The 19263-nt window shown below is 59.5% G+C and carries 13 protein-coding genes; 5 read left to right on the top strand and 8 right to left on the bottom strand.

Annotated features, from left to right (window positions below; genetic code table 11):
• The first annotated feature begins 145 nt into the window (after positions 1-145).
• From FB593_RS20000 to FB593_RS19985, 4 genes are all read left to right on the top strand, one after another.
• Complete coding sequence (locus FB593_RS20000; RefSeq protein ID WP_003511460.1) at positions 146-1369, top strand: lytic murein transglycosylase; 1224 nt, start codon at positions 146-148, stop codon at positions 1367-1369.
• A gap of 64 nt (positions 1370-1433) precedes the next feature.
• The gene (locus tag FB593_RS19995) at positions 1434-2669 is read left to right on the top strand and encodes an SGNH family hydrolase (RefSeq protein ID WP_035200604.1); all 1236 of its coding nucleotides are present in this window, start codon (positions 1434-1436) and stop codon (positions 2667-2669) included.
• 206 nt (positions 2670-2875) lie between these two features.
• Entirely contained in the window at positions 2876-3550 is a 675-nt protein-coding gene (locus FB593_RS19990) for a response regulator transcription factor (protein ID WP_003511462.1), read from the top strand.
• Positions 3547-4902 (top strand): sensor histidine kinase, encoded by a 1356-nt coding sequence (locus tag FB593_RS19985; protein WP_145166859.1) that lies wholly within the window; start codon positions 3547-3549, stop codon positions 4900-4902. Before FB593_RS19990 ends, FB593_RS19985 begins: the two co-directional genes overlap by 4 nt.
• 180 nt (positions 4903-5082) lie before the next feature.
• On the opposite strand, the gene FB593_RS19980 is transcribed toward FB593_RS19985, so the two are convergent.
• From FB593_RS19980 to gltB, 3 genes are read right to left on the bottom strand one after another with little or no spacing between them, the layout of a single operon-like run.
• Entirely contained in the window at positions 5083-6537 is a 1455-nt protein-coding gene (locus FB593_RS19980; protein ID WP_003511464.1) for a glutamate synthase subunit beta, read from the bottom strand.
• Between the two features lie 15 nt (positions 6538-6552).
• Positions 6553-6711, bottom strand: a complete 159-nt coding sequence (locus FB593_RS27575; protein ID WP_158006613.1) for a hypothetical protein — start codon at positions 6709-6711, stop codon at positions 6553-6555.
• 8 nt (positions 6712-6719) lie between these two features.
• Complete coding sequence (gene gltB, locus FB593_RS19975; protein WP_065704450.1) at positions 6720-11465, bottom strand: glutamate synthase large subunit; 4746 nt, start codon at positions 11463-11465, stop codon at positions 6720-6722.
• Positions 11466-11836: 371 nt separating this feature from the next.
• Here gltB and FB593_RS19970 point away from each other — a divergent pair, with 371 nt between their 5' ends.
• Positions 11837-12889 (top strand): low specificity L-threonine aldolase, encoded by a 1053-nt coding sequence (locus FB593_RS19970; RefSeq protein ID WP_019564929.1) that lies wholly within the window; start codon positions 11837-11839, stop codon positions 12887-12889.
• Positions 12890-12925: 36 nt separating this feature from the next.
• On the opposite strand, the gene FB593_RS19965 is transcribed toward FB593_RS19970, so the two are convergent.
• From FB593_RS19965 to FB593_RS27570, 5 genes are read right to left on the bottom strand one after another with little or no spacing between them, the layout of a single operon-like run.
• The gene (locus tag FB593_RS19965) at positions 12926-13615 is read right to left on the bottom strand and encodes a response regulator transcription factor (protein ID WP_003511468.1); all 690 of its coding nucleotides are present in this window, start codon (positions 13613-13615) and stop codon (positions 12926-12928) included.
• Between the two features lie 18 nt (positions 13616-13633).
• Positions 13634-16336 (bottom strand): sensor histidine kinase, encoded by a 2703-nt coding sequence (locus tag FB593_RS19960; protein WP_019564930.1) that lies wholly within the window; start codon positions 16334-16336, stop codon positions 13634-13636.
• 54 nt (positions 16337-16390) lie between these two features.
• Positions 16391-16957 carry a potassium-transporting ATPase subunit KdpC gene (gene kdpC / locus FB593_RS19955; protein WP_025595364.1) on the bottom strand — a complete coding sequence of 189 codons (567 nt, stop codon included), beginning with the start codon at positions 16955-16957 and terminating at the stop codon, positions 16391-16393.
• Between the two features lie 11 nt (positions 16958-16968).
• Positions 16969-19053 (bottom strand): potassium-transporting ATPase subunit KdpB, encoded by a 2085-nt coding sequence (gene kdpB / locus FB593_RS19950; RefSeq protein WP_035199695.1) that lies wholly within the window; start codon positions 19051-19053, stop codon positions 16969-16971.
• Between the two features lie 44 nt (positions 19054-19097).
• Entirely contained in the window at positions 19098-19262 is a 165-nt protein-coding gene (locus FB593_RS27570; RefSeq protein ID WP_162995269.1) for a hypothetical protein, read from the bottom strand.
• Between the last annotated feature and the right edge of the window lies 1 nt (position 19263).

Here is a 19263-nt window from a genome sequence, read left to right as displayed (position 1 = left end):
TATTTCAAAAATAACAACGTTTTGTAAAGGGTGACGCTACCATCTATTAATGGTAAAGAATTTGTTGACATTCTTTTGTTATGCATGACGACGCCCGATGCGTTTTCGCAATCGAAATGATATTCGAGAGAACGAAAGACTGACGATGACAAAGATGATCCTTTCAAATGTCCGCAAATTCGGCTGCATGATGGTTGCAGGTCTGGCGATCTCGCTGGCCCCCGTCTCGGCCCGGGCCGATGCTGGGTTCAAGCAGTGGATCAACCAGTTCTACGCAACAGCCGCGAAAGAAGGCATTAGCAAGGCGACCTACCAGAAAGCCTTTGCTGGTGTCAGCGAGCCGGATCCGGATGCGCTGCGCAAGGCGACCTTCCAGCCGGAATTCACCACCCAGATCTGGGATTATCTCGATTCCCGCGTCAACCCCTATACGGTGCGCATCGGCCGCGAGATGAAGATGAAGCACGCGACGACGCTCAACTGGATCGAGCGCAACTTCAACGTCGACAAACATATCATTCTCGCCATCTGGTCGATGGAATCGAATTACGGCGCGGTTCTCGAAAAGCCGGAGCGCCTGCACAATATTCCGCAGGCACTGGCCACGCTCGCCTATTCCGACCCCAAACGCGCCAAGTTCGCGCGCACGCAATTGATCGCCGCACTCAAAATCCTGCAGGCAGGCGATGTCACGCCCAAGCAGCTGACGGGTTCCTGGGCGGGGGCAATGGGCCATACCCAGTTCATTCCGACCAGCTACCTGCTCTATGCTGTCGATGCGGACGGCAACGGTAAGCGCGACATCTGGCACTCGGTTCCGGACGCGCTGGCGACGGCCGCCAATCTACTCGCCAAGAATGGCTGGGAACCCGGCCGGACCTGGGGTTACGAAACAGCCGTGCCGCGTGGCGGCGCCCGTTATGAGGGGCAGACGAAGTCCATTGCGGAATGGACCAAGCTTGGCTTTGCCCGCCCGAACGGCAAGAATTTCACCCGCGGCTCCGATCGCGCCATGCTGAAACTGCAGGGTGGGGCAAATGGTCCAGGTTTCCTGATGATGAAAAACTTCTTCACCATCAAGAAATACAACGCATCCGACAGCTATGCGCTGGCCGTTGGCCTGCTTGCTGACGAGATCGCCGGTTATGGCGGCATGCAGCAGAAATGGCCGCGTCCGGACGGCACGCTGGATATTCGTGAAAAATTCGAACTCCAGACCCGCATGAAGGAACTTGGCTATTACGATGGCGAAGTCGATGGCAATTTCGGCTCCGGCTCGAAGGCGGCGATCAGCGCCATCCAGTCGCGCATGGGCCTCGAAACCGACGGTCAGCCGTCGCAGCGATTGCTGAGAGCACTGCGGAATTGATAATATGCCGGTGAATTCGGCGGCGGTCTTCAACGCCGCCGAAGCATCCGGAAGGATCGATGTCATGAGTAGGAAACCTGCGGCGAAAAGCACAAGTACGGGCTGGCGCATCTGCGCCATCATTCTTTGTGCTGTCTTGTGCACGCCGCTTGTCCCTTCGCAAACCTTCGCCCAGGAACAGCGACGCACCCTTTTCGAAATGCTGTTTGGCCGGCCCGTGGGCCGGGAGGACACGCCCGGCCGCGAATACCAGCCCCGCAGTCGCCGGGATTTCCCGGCTGCCCCGCGTGAAAAATCAGTCACCCGTCCGCAACCCGCAAGAAAAGCGCCTTCGGTGGTTCAAATGCGAACCATAAAACCGGAGCCGACCGCCAAGCTTGAAAATGCCAGGCGTGTTCTGGTCGTCGGTGATTTTCTGGCCGGTGGCATGGGGGAAGAATTGGTCAATGCCTTCGCCAGCTCTCCGGGAATTTCGGTCGATGTGCGCGCGAATGGTTCTTCGGGCCTCGTACGCACGGATTATTACGACTGGTTCGCCAATCTGCCGCAGTTCATAACCGAAACAAATCCCGCCACCATCGTCATCATGATGGGATCGAACGATCGCCAGCAGATGCAGATCGGCGATACCAGGGAAAAATTTGGCACCGATGTCTGGTTCAAGGAATATGAGCGGCGGATCGATGAACTTCTGACCCTTGCCGGCCGCCCGAAGGTGCCGCTGCTGTGGGTTGGCCTGCCGGCCTTCCAGTCAACCTCACTCTCGGCCGATCTCGTCGGCTTCAACCGGCTTTATCGCAGCCATATCGAAAAATACGGCGGCGAATTCGTCGATGTCTGGGACGGCTTTGTCGACGAGGCCGGTAAATTTGTCATCACCGGCTACGACATGAACGGGCAGCAGGCCCGTCTGCGTGAGGCAGATGGCGTCGGCATGACGCAGGCCGGCAAACGCAAGCTTGCTTTTTACGTCGAGAAATTCGTGCGCAGGCACCTCGACAGCGCCGGACCGGACCTCGTGAAACTGGACGGCAGCAATTTGCCTGCACTCACCTCCCTGCCCGCGCTTGGCATCGACGCGGGACAGGTGCGCACCCAGCCGATCAGCCTGACCGATCCGAACCTCGATGGCGGTGACAAGCTGCTTGGCGATGTCCCTTCGACGGCCGTATCGGCACGTGTCTCGGTGGTGGAATCGCCACGCGAACGGCTGACCAAGCGGGGCGAGATGGCCGATGCACCGGCGGGTCGTATCGATGACTACCGGATTGTCCCGGATACTGCTCAGGCCAGACAGTAGCCACTTCTCCGCCGTCGCTACGGCTCGAACCGGCGTAATGTTGAGGCAACCCGGCAATGGCAGGATAAATTCAGCTTTGCAGCAAATGCGGGGTCGGCCAATTGCCCTCCCCTGCCCGCGTCTTACTGCACGGTGATATTTATCCGATGCCCCCGCGCCCCTTCCTCTCCGGGAAGGCGTACGCCAGACACTGCCGAGAACAATTCATGCGCCTGCTGCTTGTTGAAGACGAACGCGAAATGGCAGCAGCCCTTTCCGCCGCCCTGCACCGGTTCGATATCATCGTGGACAATGTCGGCACGCTCGATCTTGCCCGGCATGCGATCATGGACGGTGTTCACGATCTTGTCGTACTCGACCGGCAATTGCCCGATGGCGATGGCATCCAGCTTATAGAAGATCTGCGTCTGCTTCCCGTCACACCGCCCGTCATCGTGCTGACAGCGCAAGGCACGCTTGCGGATCGGGTGAACGGCCTGAACCTTGGTGCGGACGATTATCTGGCCAAGCCCTTCGCTGTCGAGGAACTCCTTGCTCGCATCCGCGCCCTGATGCGCCGGCCAGCCGGCAGCGTGACGATGACGGCGAAACTGGGCAAGCTGGAATTTTGCTTCGAAACCCGCGAAGTCCGCATCAAGGGAGAGTTTATTCCCCTGACCAGACGCGAATTGCTGATCCTTGAAGCCCTGTTGCGTCGGCAGGGCAGAACGGTGCTGCGATCGGTACTGGAAGAGGCGGTTTATAATTTCGACGATGAAATCCAGTCGAATGCGCTTGATTCCCATATCTCCCGTCTGCGCCGCAAATTGCAGGCAGCGGATGCGGGTCTGGAGGTTCACGGTATTCGCGGCGTCGGTTATCTGCTGAGGGCGGCCTCATGAAATCGGCCGGAAGGAAATCGCTCAAGCGACGCCTGACCATTCAATTGCTGCTTTTCCAGATCGGCAGCCTTTTCATCGTCACTGCCGCCTTCGTCGCTTACCTGTCCAGCGGCGCTTCGGGCAGCGCCCTTCTCAGCCCGGCAGCGGCCCAGATTACAGCCAATGCCATCATGCGTGACAAGGATGGCCGGCTGATGCTTGACGAAACAAATGAATTTGTCGAGCTGCGCGACAGCATGCCCGGTTTCTGGTTCGTTGCAGTCAGCGAGAAAGGTGAGATCGTGCAGGGTGGGCCGGTGCCTGAGGCCTTTAGCAACATGGATCAACAGCTTAGCGACGTCAAAGTGTCGGACGTACGCGATGCGGCATTGTCCTACTCCTATCTTGCTGTCTTGCGAATCGCCGTCGTGCGTCGTGCATCGGGACCGGCGGGCGAATTCGTTATGGTCGGCAAGGGCGGAGCCTTCAGTATGGCATTCCCGGTCCTGCTGTTCTCCAACATACTGATCATGCCGATCCTCCTTATCATGTCCATTGTGACAATCGTGACCATTCCATGGATCATCCGTCGGGAATTTTTCGCACTTTCCGCAATTGCGCGAACGGCGGAAAGCATCGACATCGACAAGCGCGGATATCGATTGCCGGATGGCGATATTCCATGGGAGGTGCAGCCGCTCGTGCATGCCGTCAACGGCGCGCTGAAACGGCTGGACGATGGTTACGAGCGGCACAAGCGCTTCATTCTCGACGCCGCCCATGAATTGCGGACCCCTGTCGCCATTCTCCAGACCCGTGTCGAAACGTTGCTGGACGGACCGGACCGGAGCCGGATATTAGCCGATGCCAGCCGTCTCGCCGTGCTTGCCGAACAGTTGCTCGATCTGCAACGACTTGGCGGGCAAAAGGCGCCGCTTATTCCACTAGATCTTGTTGGCCTCTGCCGGTCTGTCGTCGCTGATATGGCGCCGCTTGCAATCTCTCAAGGCTACGAACTTTCGTTCGAGCCGGACGAAGAGCCGATCCTCGCCCTTGCCGATGACGCCTCGCTGCAACGCGCCCTGATGAACGTCGTGCAAAACGCCATCGAACATGGCGGCAATCGCGGAACGATCACCATAAAAGTGGGGGCCAACCGCGTGATCGACATATCCGACCAAGGCAACGGAATTCCCGAAGAGGACCGGGAAGCCGTGTTTGACGCATTTCACCGGTTGATACCGAAGGATCGCGGTACCGGGCTCGGTCTCAATCTCGTGCAGGAAATCGTCCGCTACCATGGAGGGGAGATCACCATCAGTGATTCCTCATCCGGCGGCGCCTCCTTCCGTATCAGCCTTCCCTATTGCTGACACGAACCCCGTCTTCGGAAGCACGTAGTGTCATCGCAATTCTCAGGCGCGATATGTTGCCGTCCCCCTGCATGCGACACCTCCATCGCGTTTCGGTTCTCCAGTCAACCGAAAGGCCTGTTGTGAAACACAACAGGCCTTTTTGTTTTCGTTACGACGGCTTGCGCCGCGTCAACTCGCTCAGCGCGGAAGGACGGTTGCGCCCATCAGCTCTTCGTCGATCGCACGTGCGGCCTGACGGCCTTCGCGGATTGCCCAGACCACCAGCGACTGGCCACGGCGAACGTCGCCCGCCGCCCACAGCTTGTCGACCGAGGTCTTGTAGTCCGTTTCGTTGGCGATCACGTTGGTGGAGCCGCGACGATCGGTGTTGAGCGACAGCTTGCCATCCATTTCCTTCAGCACGCTATCGGTGAAAGGACCGGAAAAACCGATGGCGATGAAGGCGAGATCAGCCTTGATGATAAATTCCGTACCGGCAATGGGCTTGCGCCGGTCGTCCACCTGACAGCACTTCACACCCGTCAAAACGCCGTCTTCACCGACGAATTCAAGCGTGGCAACCTGGAACTCGCGAACGGCACCTTCTGCCTGCGAAGAAGAGGTGCGCATTTTCGTTGCCCAGAAGGGCCATACGGCAAGCTTGTCTTCCTTTTCCGGCGGCATCGGGCGGATATCGAGCTGGGTGACTTTAACCGCACCCTGACGGAAGGCCGTGCCGACGCAGTCAGACGCCGTATCGCCACCGCCGACGACGACGACATGCTTGCCGCCGGCGAGGATCGGATCGGCCGGCCAGCCGATGCTGTCGATGTTTTCGCGGCCAACGCGGCGGTTCTGCTGCACGAGATAGGGCATGGCGTCGTAAACGCCATTGAAATCGGCGCCACCGATGCCAGCCGGGCGCGGAGTTTCCGAACCGCCGCAATAAAGAACCGCATCGTGATCAGCCAGAAGCGCTTCGACCGTTACATCCACGCCGACGTTGACGCCGCAATGGAAGGTAACACCTTCACCCTTGATCTGCTCGACACGGCGGTCGATGAAGTTCTTCTCCATCTTGAAATCCGGAATACCGTAACGCAGCAAACCGCCGGGCTTTGATTCACGCTCGTAAACGTGGACCTCATGACCGGCGCGGCCAAGCTGCTGCGCTGCCGCCATGCCGGAAGGACCGGAACCGATGATGGCGACCTTCTTGCCGGTGTGGATCGTCGCCGGCTTCGGCACGATAAAGCCCAGCTCGTAGGCCTTGTCGGCAATCGCCTGCTCCACGGTCTTGATGGCGACCGGTGCATCCTCGAGGTTCAGCGTGCAGGCTTCCTCGCAGGGTGCCGGACAGACGCGGCCGGTGAATTCCGGGAAGTTGTTGGTGGAATGGAGGTTGCGGATCGCCTCTTCCCAATTGTTGTTATAAACCAGATCGTTCCAGTCGGGGATCTGGTTGTGCACGGGACAGCCCGTCGGGCCGTGACAGTAGGGAATGCCGCAATCCATGCAGCGCGCCGCCTGCTTCTGCACCTCGGCATCCGACATCGGAATGGTGAATTCGCGGAAATGGCGGATACGGTCCGATGCGGGCTGATACTTGCCCACCTGCCGGTCGATCTCAAGAAAACCTGTAACCTTGCCCACGTTTATGTCCTCACATCAAAGCGGAGCGCCTGTTAGGCCCCAGTACCAGTAAGCGAAACCGAAAGCCGCCCCCAATACGATGAATTCAAATCCGGTCTCGCCGCTTGTCCAATAGATCACCATGGGAACGGCGACCGCGATCATCAGCGAGACCAGTTGGTGTAGTATCCCCACGCGGCGGATTATTCCGCCGCGACGCCCATACGCATGCGCTCCATTTCCTCAAGCGCACGACGGTATTCGACCGGCATGACCTTGCGGAATTTCGGACGGAACTCGCTCCAGCGGTCGAGTATATCCTTGGCGCGTGCAGAGTTGGTGTAGTGGAAGTGATTGGAAATCAGCTGGTAGAGCCGCTCCTCGTCGTGACGCGTCATGTCCTCGGATACGTCAACGCGTCCCTTGTGCATGAGGTCGCCACCGTGATGGTGCAGCTTCTCGAGCATGTCGTCCTCTTCCGGAACCGGCTCCAGCTCGACCATGGCCATGTTGCAGCGGGTGGCGAAATCGCCCTTCTCGTCGAGAACGTAAGCCACGCCACCGGACATGCCGGCCGCGAAGTTGCGGCCCGTCTCGCCGAGCACCACGACAATACCGCCCGTCATATATTCGCAACCGTGGTCGCCGACACCTTCGACAACCGCGACCGCGCCGGAGTTGCGCACTGCAAAGCGCTCACCCGCAACACCACGGAAATAGCACTCGCCGGTGATGGCGCCGTAAAGAACGGTGTTGCCGACAATGATCGAGTTTTCAGCGACGATACGGGTGTTTTCCGGCGGGCGCACGATGATGCGGCCACCCGAAAGACCCTTGCCGACATAGTCGTTGCCGTCACCCACCAGATCGAAGGTGATGCCGCGAGCGAGAAACGCGCCGAAGGACTGACCAGCCGTGCCGCGCAGCGTCACGTGGATCGTATCGTCCTTCAGACCCTTATGGCCCCAGCGCTTGGCAAGCGCGCCTGACAGCATGGCACCGGCGGAACGGTCGACGTTCTTGATCGGCACTTCGAAAACGACAGGCTCGCGGTTTTCCAGCGACGGTAGCGACTTCTCGATCAGCTTGCGATCGAGAATATCGTCGATCGGGTGCTTCTGACGCTCGGTCCATAAAGTTGCCTCCTTGGGAGCCTCTACCTTGTGGAAGATGCGGCTGAAATCCAGACCCTTGGCCTTCCAGTGCGCCAGCATCTCATCCTTTTCGAGAAGTTCGGAAGCGCCGATGATCTCGTCCAGCTTGGTAACGCCAAGCGAGGCGAGTATTTCGCGCACTTCTTCAGCCACGAAGAAGAAGTAGTTGATGACGTGTTCCGGCGTGCCCTTGAAGCGCTTGCGCAGAACCGGGTCCTGCGTTGCGACGCCGACGGGGCAGGTGTTCAGATGGCACTTGCGCATCATGATGCAGCCCGCAGCAATCAGCGGCGCGGTGGCAAAGCCGAATTCATCCGCACCAAGCAGCGCGCCGATGATGACGTCGCGGCCGGTCTTCAGACCACCATCCACCTGCAGCGCGATGCGCGAACGAAGGCCGTTCAGCACCAGCGTCTGCTGGGTTTCGGCAAGGCCGATTTCCCAAGGCGAACCGGCATGCTTCAGCGACGTCAGCGGCGAAGCACCGGTGCCGCCATCGAAACCGGCGATGGTGATATGGTCGGCGCGCGCCTTGGCGACACCCGCCGCAACCGTGCCAACGCCCACTTCCGACACGAGCTTCACAGAAACATCTGCTTCCGGGTTGACGTTCTTCAGGTCGTAGATCAGCTGCGCCAGATCTTCGATGGAGTAGATATCGTGGTGTGGCGGCGGCGAAATGAGGCCGACGCCCGGCGTGGAGTGACGGGTTTTTGCAACCGTGGCATCCACCTTGTGGCCGGGCAGCTGGCCGCCTTCGCCGGGCTTGGCACCCTGCGCGACCTTGATCTGCAACATGTCGGCATTGACGAGATATTCCGTCGTAACACCAAAGCGGCCGGATGCGATCTGCTTGATGGCGGAACGCTCGGGGTTCGGCTTGCCGTTCAGAAGCGGCATGTAACGGTCGGATTCTTCGCCGCCTTCGCCGGTGTTGGACTTGCCGCCGATGCGGTTCATCGCAATCGCAAGCGTGGTATGCGCCTCGCGGCTGATCGAGCCGAAGGACATGGCGCCAGTCGAGAAGCGCTTGACGATATCGACCGCCGGTTCGACGTCGTCGATGGAAACCGGCTTGCGGCCGAGCGCTTCCGCCGATTTGACCTTGAACAGGCCGCGAATGGTGTTCATGCGCAGCGCCGTCTCATTCACCATGTCGGCAAATTCACGGTAGCGCTCCTGGCTGTTGCCGCGCACGGCGTGTTGCAGCGAGGCGACGGCATCCGGCGTCCAGGCGTGGCTTTCGCCGCGCATGCGATAGGCATATTCGCCGCCGATATCGAGCGTGTTGGCAAGGATCGGATCCTTGCCGAAAGCCGCTGTGTGGCGCGTTACGGTTTCTTCGGCGATCTCGGTCAGACCCACGCCCTCGATGGAGGTGGCGGTGCCGAAGAAATACTTCTCGACGAATTCCGACGACAGGCCGATGGCGTCGAAAATCTGCGCGCCGCAATAGGACTGGTAGGTGGAAATGCCCATCTTGGACATGACCTTGAGGATGCCCTTACCCACCGCCTTGATGTAGCGATAGACGACTTCGTCGTCCGACACTTCCTTCGGGAAGGCGCCGTGCTTGTGCATGTCGAGCAGCGTGTCGAAGGCGAGGTAGGGGTTGATCGCCTCCGCGCCATAGCCAGCGAGCAGACAGAAATGATGGATTTCGCGCGGTTCGCCGGTTTCAACGACGAGGCCGACCGAGGTGCGCAGACCCTTGCGGATCAGGTGGTGATGCACAGCAGCCGTCGCCAGCAGCGCGGGGATCGCAATCCGGTCCGGGCCGAGCTGGCGGTCGGACAGAACGATGATGTTGTAACCACCGCGAACAGCGGATTCAGCCCGCTCGCACAGGCGGTCGAGCATGTCAGGCATGCCTTCGGCGCCGCGCTCCACATCATAGGTGAAGTCGAGCGTCTTGGTATCGAAACGGTCTTCGGTGTGGCCGATGGAGCGGATCTTTTCCAGATCGCCATTGGTGAGGATCGGCTGGCGCACTTCCAGACGCTTGGCACGGGCCGCACCCTCGTGATCGAGAAGGTTCGGGCGTGGGCCAATGAACGAAACGAGGCTCATCACCAGTTCTTCGCGGATCGGATCGATCGGCGGGTTGGTCACCTGCGCGAAGTTCTGCTTGAAATAGGTGTAAAGCAGCTTGGACTTGTCCGACATGGCCGAAATCGGCGTATCGGTACCCATCGAGCCGATGGCTTCCTGGCCCGTTGTTGCCATCGGCGACATCAGGAGCTTGGTATCTTCGCTGGTGTAACCGAAGGCCTGCTGGCGATCGAGCAACGACACGTCACGCCGCAGCGCCCGTGGCTCCACCGGCTTCAGATCCTCAAGAATGAGCTGGGTGCGGTCTAGCCAGGTGCGATAGGGGTGCTTGGCAGCAAGCTCGTGCTTCACGTCCTCGTCGGAAATGATCGAGCCCTTTTCCATGTCGATCAGCAGCATCTTGCCGGGCTGCAAACGCCACTTCTTGATGATGCGTTCTTCCGGAACCGGCAGCGTGCCGGCTTCCGACGCCATGATGACGCGGTCGTCGTCGGTGACGAGATAGCGCGCCGGGCGCAAACCGTTACGGTCGAGGGTTGCGCCGATCTGCTTGCCATCGGTGAAGGCAACGGCGGCCGGGCCGTCCCACGGCTCCATAAGCGCGGCATGATATTCGTAGAAAGCCTTGCGTTCAGCCGACATGGACAAGTTGCCCGACCAGGCTTCCGGGATCAGCATCATCACGGCATGGGCCATGGAGTAACCGCCGCGCACGAGGAATTCGAGCGCGTTGTCGAAGCAGGCGGTGTCCGACTGGCCTTCATAGGAAATCGGCCAGAGCTTGGAGATATCGTCACCGAACAGCGCCGACGAAACAGACGCCTGACGCGCCGCCATCCAGTTCACGTTGCCGCGCAGCGTGTTGATCTCGCCGTTATGGGCGACCATGCGATAGGGATGCGCGAGCTTCCAGGACGGGAAGGTGTTGGTGGAGAAACGCTGGTGCACCAGCGCAACCGCGGATTCGAAACGCGGGTCCGCCAGATCCTTGTAATAGGCCCCAACCTGATAGGCGAGGAACATGCCCTTGTAGACGATGGTGGAGGAGGACAGCGAGACGGGATAGAAATCCTGCGTTTCCTTGCCGCCGCCCTCGTCGTAGATGCGGTTGGAGAGAACCTTGCGGATCAGGAACAGCTTGCGCTCGAAGTCATGATTGGTCGCCGCATCGCGGCCGGCGCCGATGAAAACCTGAACATGGTGCGGTTCGGTGCCAGCGATATCGGGTGCCTTGGAAAGGGAAGAATTGTCGACTGGCACGTCGCGGAAGCCGAGGAACTGCTGTCCCTCCTCGCCGATCACGTCGACAATGACCTTCTTGTAGTGATCGATACGGGACGGATCGCGCGGCATGAAGATGTGGCCAACGGCATATTCGCCAGCTTTCGGCAGCGTCACACCCTGGCTCGCCATTTCCTCGCGGAAAAAGCGGTCGGGGATCTGCACGAGAATGCCCGCACCATCGCCCATCAGCGGATCAGCGCCGACAGCACCGCGATGCGTCAGGTTTTCAAGAATGAACAGGCCGTCCTTGACGATCTGGTGCGACTTCTGACCCTTCATATGGGCAACAAAGCCGACGCCGCAGGCATCGTGCTCATTGCGCGGATCGTAAAGACCCTGCTTTTCCGGCAGGCCGCCCGCGAAACGCCCCTTCGCAGAAACGGGTGCGGCCGCAGCCGCGGTGGGACAGTCTGTGGTCAGGGTTGCGGCGACGTTGTCTGCCTGCAGCTTGTTTGTCATTTTCGTCCCTCCTGCAAAATTACTTGCATGGTTTCATGCGAAGATCCGGCTCGACACGAATTTCGCTTTCCGAAAAATCCGCATTCAATCCGGCTCGACCAAATTTAGGACAGCAAAGCTGTCTCAATTCGAGAGAATTTTGGCAGAAACCCGCGGGTTTAGCAAGGGTGCGAATCCAATTAGTCGCAGTGCCGATTTGCAGCGAAGTTTCGATACTGACCCATTGCGCGAAACTTTCTTGTCACAAAACGCTTCGGGCCGTTGCTTTCATTGCCGGATTTGCCAACCGCGAGGTTAGGTCCTAGAACTTTGCGGATCATCGTCAACGCATTCCCAACACCAGCACAACAGCCATCGGAAAGCTTTCAGAGATGTTTTTTGCCTCAGACAACTGGGCCGGCGCCCACCCTGCCATCAACGAGCGCCTTTCGCGGGAATCCACCCGATTTGCGGCTGCCTATGGCACCAGCGCCCTCGACCTTTCCATAGAAAAGCGCTTCAATGAAATATTCGAACGCGAAGTGGCGGTGTTTTTCGTCGCCACAGGTACGGCGGCCAATTCTCTTTCGCTGGCAAGCATTGCCCGCCCCGGCGGCCTGACCTTCTGTCATTCCGAAGCCCATGTGATCGAGGATGAATGTGGAGCGCCGGATTTCTTCTCCGGCATGCGCATGGTTGCCGTCGAGGGACCGAACGGCAAAATGCTGCCGGAAAATCTGATCGAGCGCATTTCGCGCTATCCGCAGGACGCCGTTCATCACGGACGCGCCGCAGCGGTTACGATGACACAGGCAACCGAGGCCGGTACTGTCTATACGCTCGATGAAATCGACGCGATTGCCAAAATCGCCAAGGAGAACGGCCTGCCGCTGCATATGGACGGCGCGCGCTTTGCCAATGCGCTTGCCGCACTCGGCACCACGCCCGCCGAAATGACCTGGAAACGCGGCGTTGATGTGCTCTCTTTCGGTGGCACGAAAAACGGCTGCTGGTGCGCGGAAGCGATCGTGTTTTTCGACCCCGCGCTCGCCAAAGACTTCGCCTTCCTGCGCAAGCGCACCGCCCAGCTTTTTTCGAAGTCGCGCTTCATCGCCGCACAATTCGAAGCCTATCTGCAGGACGATCTCTGGTTGGGTCTCGCAAGCCACGCCAATGCCATGGCCAATCGGCTGCGGGCCGGCTTCGCCTCGCTTAACAGTGCCCGTCTGGCATGGCCAACCACTGCAAACGAGGTTTTCGCCATTCTGCCGAAAGCCGCCGCTGAAGCGGCAACGGAGAAAGGCGCGAAGTTCTACGACTGGCTGGTGCCCCGCGATATGCCGGAAAAGGTCGGAAAGGACGAGGTGCTGATCCGCATGGTCACCAGCTTCGCAACGACCGAGGCTGATGTCGACGAATTCCTGTCGATCTGCGCCGCCGTCTGACAAAACATTCGGGGGCGCCGTTTCTTAACGGCGCCCTCAAACCTCCTGCAGCCGGTAGCCGACACCAGTTTCCGTAAGGATATAGCGCGGCTGATCCGGAATTTTTTCGATCTTCTGGCGAAGCTGGCGTACGTAAACGCGCAAATATTGCACGTCGGTCAACTCGTCCCACACATGCTCCAGCAGGAAACGGTGCGTCAGCACCTTGCCCGCATGCTGGACCAGGACCCGCAGAATATCATATTCCTTGGGCGAGAGTTTCACCTCCCGGTCCTCCACCTTGACGATGCGTCTGACGAGATCGACCGAAAGATCGCCGGTATGAAACACCGGTCTCTCACCCTGGCTCTGAAGGCGATGGCGCAGGGCGACACGAATGCGGGCAACAAGCTCGTTCATGCCGAAAGGCTTGGTGATGTAATCGTCGGCACCCAGCTCCAGTGCCTTGACGATACCCGCCTCGTCAGTGCGGCTGGAAAGAATGATGACGGGTAGGGAAAGTCCCTCGCCCCGCCATTTCTCCAGAAGCTCGTGTCCCGACATATCCGGAAGACCGAGATCAAGGACCACGAGATCGGGCTTGTCCTCGTTCATCAACTCCATCGCGACGCGGGCATTCATCGCCTCGCTGACCGCATAGTCCTGCGTCGAGAGACCGACCCGCAAAAGTTTGCGGATCGGCGGTTCATCGTCGACGATCAGAATGCGAACGGCGGAATTGGTCATTGCCGATCTCCTTCAGCCCTAGTCATGATTCAGCACCGGCACTTCGGCGGGAACGGGCAGGCTTATGGTAAATTGCGCGCCCGTGCGACCTGATCTGTTTTCAGCGCGGATAGATCCACCCATGGCCTCGATAAACCCCTTGCAGATGGAGAGCCCGAGGCCGGTCCCGGCCTGCACATGGTCCGCCTTGCGCACACGGTAGAAACTGTCGAACACCCGCTCGGTATCATCAGGGGGAATACCCGGCCCCTCGTCGGCAACGGACAGGAAGACATGTCTGCCCTGCCGCCACCCGCGAATCTGGATTAGGGTTTGTTCGGGCGCGTATTTGGCGGCATTGTCGATCAGATTGAACAGAACCTGCTCAAAAAGCACCGGATCGACCTTCAGCATCGGCAGATCGGAGGGAATGTCCAGAACGATCTCGTGCCTGACAATTATTTTCGCCGCGCGTGAAAGCGCTGTTCCGACCATATCGCCAACAAAGTGCAATCCGTAATTCGGCTCCATCGCGCCCGAACCGATCCTCGTCATATCGAGCAGGTTGGAAATGAAGCGGTTCAGCCGTTCGGATTCCTCGACGATGGTTAGAAGCAGTTCGGTGCGCGCCTCGAGCGGAATGTCGTCGGCGAAATCCTTCAGCGTTCCGGCGGAACCCAGAATGGCGGCGAGTGGCGTTTTCAGGTCGTGGGAGATGGAGGTCAAAAGCGCGGTGCGCAGCCGGTCGGTTTCCGCCGCAAGCCTTGCCCGATCGACATCCGAAACCAGCTGGATGCGCTCGATGGCAAGTGCCGCCTGATCCGCCAGCGCATCGAAAAGCCGCTGCTGCTCAGGTGTGAAAAGCGGGCCAAGCCGGTCGTCGTCCAGCCCCACCACCCCGACGGCGCCGCTGCCGGTGCGCAGCGGCAGATAAAGGCGTTTGGCACCCGGGAGCGTATCGGCGCCCCGGCCTGCAGCCTTGTTATGTTCCCAGGCCCAGTGAGCGGCCGCAATGTCCGCATCCACGAGCGTGTCATCGGGCGGATAGCCCGCCTTGACGGTGATCGAATTGTTTTCGGGCAGAAGCAGGACGACCCTGACTTTCAGCATCGACGCCATCTGGAACGCGGTTGCCCACAATACGTCATCCAGCGTGCCGGTAACCGCGAGTTTTTTGGAAAAAAGGTACAAATCTTCCGTGGTTCGCGCACGCATCCGTGCAGCTGCGGCCTGCCGCTGCACCGCCGCAGTCAGATTTGAGGCGACAAGCGCCACACCGAGATAGAACAGCAGCGCCACAACGCTTTCGGGATCGCGGACAGTCAGGGTATAACGCGGTTCAAGAAAGAAAAAATTGAACGCAAAGGCACCAAGCAGGGAAGCATAAAGGCCAGGCCCCAGCCCTCCGCGCACGGCCGCCGCAAAAACCGCCATCAGGAACACCAGCGCCAGATTTTGAACATCAAGGGCTTGGTCAAGTACGATGCCGGCTACGATTGCCAGTCCGACAAACAGGGTGCTGTTGAGATAGGGCAGTATCGAAAACCGCGATTGAGCCGTTGCCGGCTTCACGGTCTGGACCGGCTTCTCCGCGTTTTTGTCGCCGGAAATGACATGCACGCTGATATCGCCGGCATGGTCTATCAAATCATGCGTCAGCGAACGCTGCAGAATTCTCTGCCACCACGACCTTCTGGGACGGCCGATGATGATGTGGGTGAAGTTATTGGCGTTGGCATAGGATATGATTTCGTGCGTCAGGTCGAGCGCCGGCAGTGTTACTGTCTCGCCGCCCAACTGCTGCGCGAGCCGCATGGTGCCGGCCAGCCGATCCTTCTCCGCCTCCGACAATTGCTGAGAGCGAGGCGTGTCCAGATGCAGTGCCGTCCACGGCGCGCGCAGGCGATCGGCCTGCCTACGGGCATAACGCACCAGACCGGGGCCGTTGCCGCCGTGGTCCAGACAGACCAGAACACGGTCTCCCGCAGCCCACGGCCCGGAGATGGCGTGCGACTGCATGTGGTTGAGCAATTGCTCGTCCACCCGTTGCGCTGTGCGCCGTAGCGCAAGCTCGCGCAGGGCCGTCAGATTGCCGCGCGAAAAATAGTTCTCGATGGCGCGCCGCGCGGTGCGGGGCATATAGACCTTGCCGTCCTGCAGGCGCTTGATCAGATCGTCGGGGGTGATATCGATGATCTCAACATCGTCAGCCCGGTCAATGATGCTGTCCGGCACCGTTTCGCGCACGCGGATACGGGTGATCTGCGCCACCACATCGTTCAGGCTTTCCACATGCTGAATGTTCAATGTCGTATAGACATCGATGCCCTGCGCGAGAATTTCCTGAACATCCATATAGCGCTTGGGATGCCGGCTGCCGGCCGCATTGGTGTGGGCCAGCTCATCGACCAGAACCAGCGCCGGTCGACGGGCGAGAATGGCGTCGAGATCCATCTCGTTCAGCGACTGGCCGCGATAATCAATGTTCCGGCGCGCAATGATCTCGAAACCCTGCACAAGTGTTTCGGTTTCCTTGCGGCCATGCGTTTCCACGACACCGATAATGGTATCGACACCATCTGCGAGTTTTGCCCGGCCAGACATCAGCATTTCATAGGTCTTGCCGACACCGGGAGCTGCGCCCAGAAAAATCTTCAGCCGCCCTCGCGCCTCGCGCCGGGCGTTTTCAAGCAGCGCATCCGGCGATGGTCTGCTCGGCATATCACGATTATCGTCAGGCATTTAACTCACCAGTGGACAAGCTATGGCTTCCAAAGAAGCCATAGCCATTTCAGTTCATGAGCCGGCTGCGTCAAGAGCCATGTTGAGAGCCAGCACATTTACAACGGGCTCGCCCATGAAGCCCAATTCAGGCGCCTCCACATGGGCGTCGACGACGGCGCGCAGTGACGCTTCGTTCATGCCCCTTGCCTTGGCGACACGCGAGACCTGAAAATAGGCGGCCTCAGGCGACACATGCGGGTCAAGACCGCTGCCCGATGCCGTCACCAGATCAATGGGAACCTCGGCTGCCGAATTTTCGGCTTTAGCAGCCTCGTAGTCCTGCTTCACCCGGTCGATAAGCTTTGCGCTCGTCGGTCCCAGGTTGGAGCCGGAAGACGACGCGGCATTGTAGCCGTCGCCGGCAGCTGACGGCCTGCCGTGGAAATATTTCTCGCCGGTGAAGGCCTGCCCTATCAATTGCGACCCGACAACAGTCCCATTCTTCTCGATCAGACTGCCATTTGCCTGGAAGGGAAAGATAGCCTGTGCAAGGCCCGTCATTCCAAGAGGATAGGCAAGGCCGGTGATTGCGGTGGTGGCAAGGATCAGCACCAGTGCGGGACGTAGCTGTTTCAACATTTCCATACTCCTCAGGCGAGACCAAGCGCCGTAATGGCGAGGTCAATGGCCTTGATGCCGATGAAGGGCACGATAATGCCGCCCAGACCATAGATGACCAGATTGCGCGACAGCAGCGCCCCGGCCCCGATCGGGCGGTATTTGACGCCCTTCAGCGAGAGCGGGATGAGCGCGATGATGATGAGCGCGTTGAAGATGATGGCAGACAGGATCGCACTTTGCGGTGTCGAAAGACCCATGACATTCAGCACGCCAAGCTGCGGATAGAAGGCCAGGAACATTGCCGGGATGATGGCGAAATATTTGGCGATGTCGTTGGCGATGGAGAATGTGGTTAGCGCGCCGCGCGTCATCAGCAATTGCTTGCCGATTTCGACGATTTCGATGAGCTTGGTCGGATCGCTGTCGAGATCGACCATGTTGCCAGCCTCGCGCGCTGCGACCGTGCCGGTGTTCATGGCGACACCCACATCGGCCTGCGCCAGTGCGGGCGCATCGTTCGTGCCGTCACCGCACATGGCGACGAGCTTGCCCTTGGCCTGTTCCTCGCGGATAAGCTCCAGCTTGTTTTCCGGGGTCGCCTGGGCGAGGAAATCGTCCACCCCTGCTTCCGCCGCGATGGCAGCGGCCGTCATGGGATTGTCGCCGGTGATCATCACCGTGCGGATGCCCATGCGGCGAAGTTCGGCGAAGCGCTCGCGAATGCCGCCCTTGACGATATCCTTCAGCTGCACGACGCCGAGCAGCTTTCCGTCGCGCACGACGGCAAGCGGTGTGCCGCCTGTCTTGGCTATCTCTTCCGCGATCGTGCGGATGTCGCGCGTTACATCCGTTTCGGTTTTAACGGCAAGCGCCGTATTGCCTTGCTGCGTAACACCGCCATCGACATAGGAAAGAACGGCATCGACAGCCCCCTTGCGAATGGAAGAGCCTTCGAAATCCACACCGCTCATGCGGGTCTGGGCGGTGAAGGGCACGAAAGTGGCGTGCAGTTTCTGCATGTCGCGGGCACGGATGCCGTATTTTTCCTTGGCGAGAACGACGATGGAACGGCCTTCCGGCGTTTCGTCGGCAAGCGATGCAAGCTGCGCCGCATCGGCCAGTTCCTGTTCGGAAACACCGGTGACGGGGCGGAATTCGGTTGCCTGGCGGTTGCCGAGCGTTATCGTGCCGGTCTTGTCGAGCAGCAGCGTGTCGACGTCGCCGGCGGCTTCCACCGCGCGGCCGGACATGGCAAGCACGTTGAAACGCACCAGCCTGTCCATGCCGGCAATGCCGATCGCCGACAAGAGAGCGCCGATGGTCGTCGGGATGAGCGTCACAAACAGCGCCACCAGCACGATGATCGGGATGGAGCCACCGGCATAGGCCGCAAAGCTCGGAATGGTCGCGGTGGCCAGAACGAAGATGAGCGTCATGCCCGCAAGCAGAATGTTGAGCGCGATTTCGTTCGGCGTCTTCTGGCGCTCGGCGCCTTCAACGAGCGAAATCATCCGGTCGAGGAAGGTGGAGCCGGCAGCAGCGGTGATGCGAACCCTTATCCAGTCCGACAGCACCTGCGTACCACCGGTGACAGCCGAGCGATCGCCGCCGGATTCGCGGATAACAGGGGCGGATTCGCCCGTTATTGCCGCTTCATTGACTGAGGCAACACCTTCGATGACTTCACCGTCGGACGGAATGATGTCGCCAGCCTCGACGAGAACGACATCGTTCACCTTGAGGCCAGCGCCGGCTACCATCGTATATTGGCTACGATCATCACCGGTCAGAAGTTTCGCCTGGGTTTCCGTGCGGGTTTTCCGCAGCGAATCCGCCTGCGCCTTGCCGCGCCCTTCGGCTACGGCCTCGGCGAAATTGGCGAAGAGAACGGTGAACCAAAGCCATAGATTGATCTGGAAGGAAAAGCCGAGATTTGCATTGCCGATGATGAGATCGCGAACGAACAGCACGGTAGTCAGCACCGATACCGTTGCCACGACAAACATGACCGGATTGCGCGCAAGCGTGCGCGGATTGAGCTTTTTGAATGCGTCGGCAATTGCCGGAACGAGAATGCGAGAATCAAGGATGCTCGCTTGTTTGGACTGGCTCATGAAGAGACTCCAGCGTTTGAAACAGGGCGACCGATGAGGGTCGATCAGCCCGTGAGAACTTCGAGAGCGCAGACGGCGGCGAACAGAGCCGCCATCATTGCAAGAATGAGATTGGATGCGCACCAGCCGCCCGGGCCGGCGCTCCCGTGAACAGGAGCGCCAGTGCGGACAGGAAGGGTGCGGTTACGTCGGGGAGTATCCTTCGTCATG

Origin of the sequence: Rhizobium sp. SJZ105 (assembly GCF_007828365.1) — a bacterium.
Taxonomy (GTDB): domain Bacteria; phylum Pseudomonadota; class Alphaproteobacteria; order Rhizobiales; family Rhizobiaceae; genus Agrobacterium; species Agrobacterium tumefaciens.
This window is presented reverse-complemented; position numbering and strand designations above follow the sequence as displayed.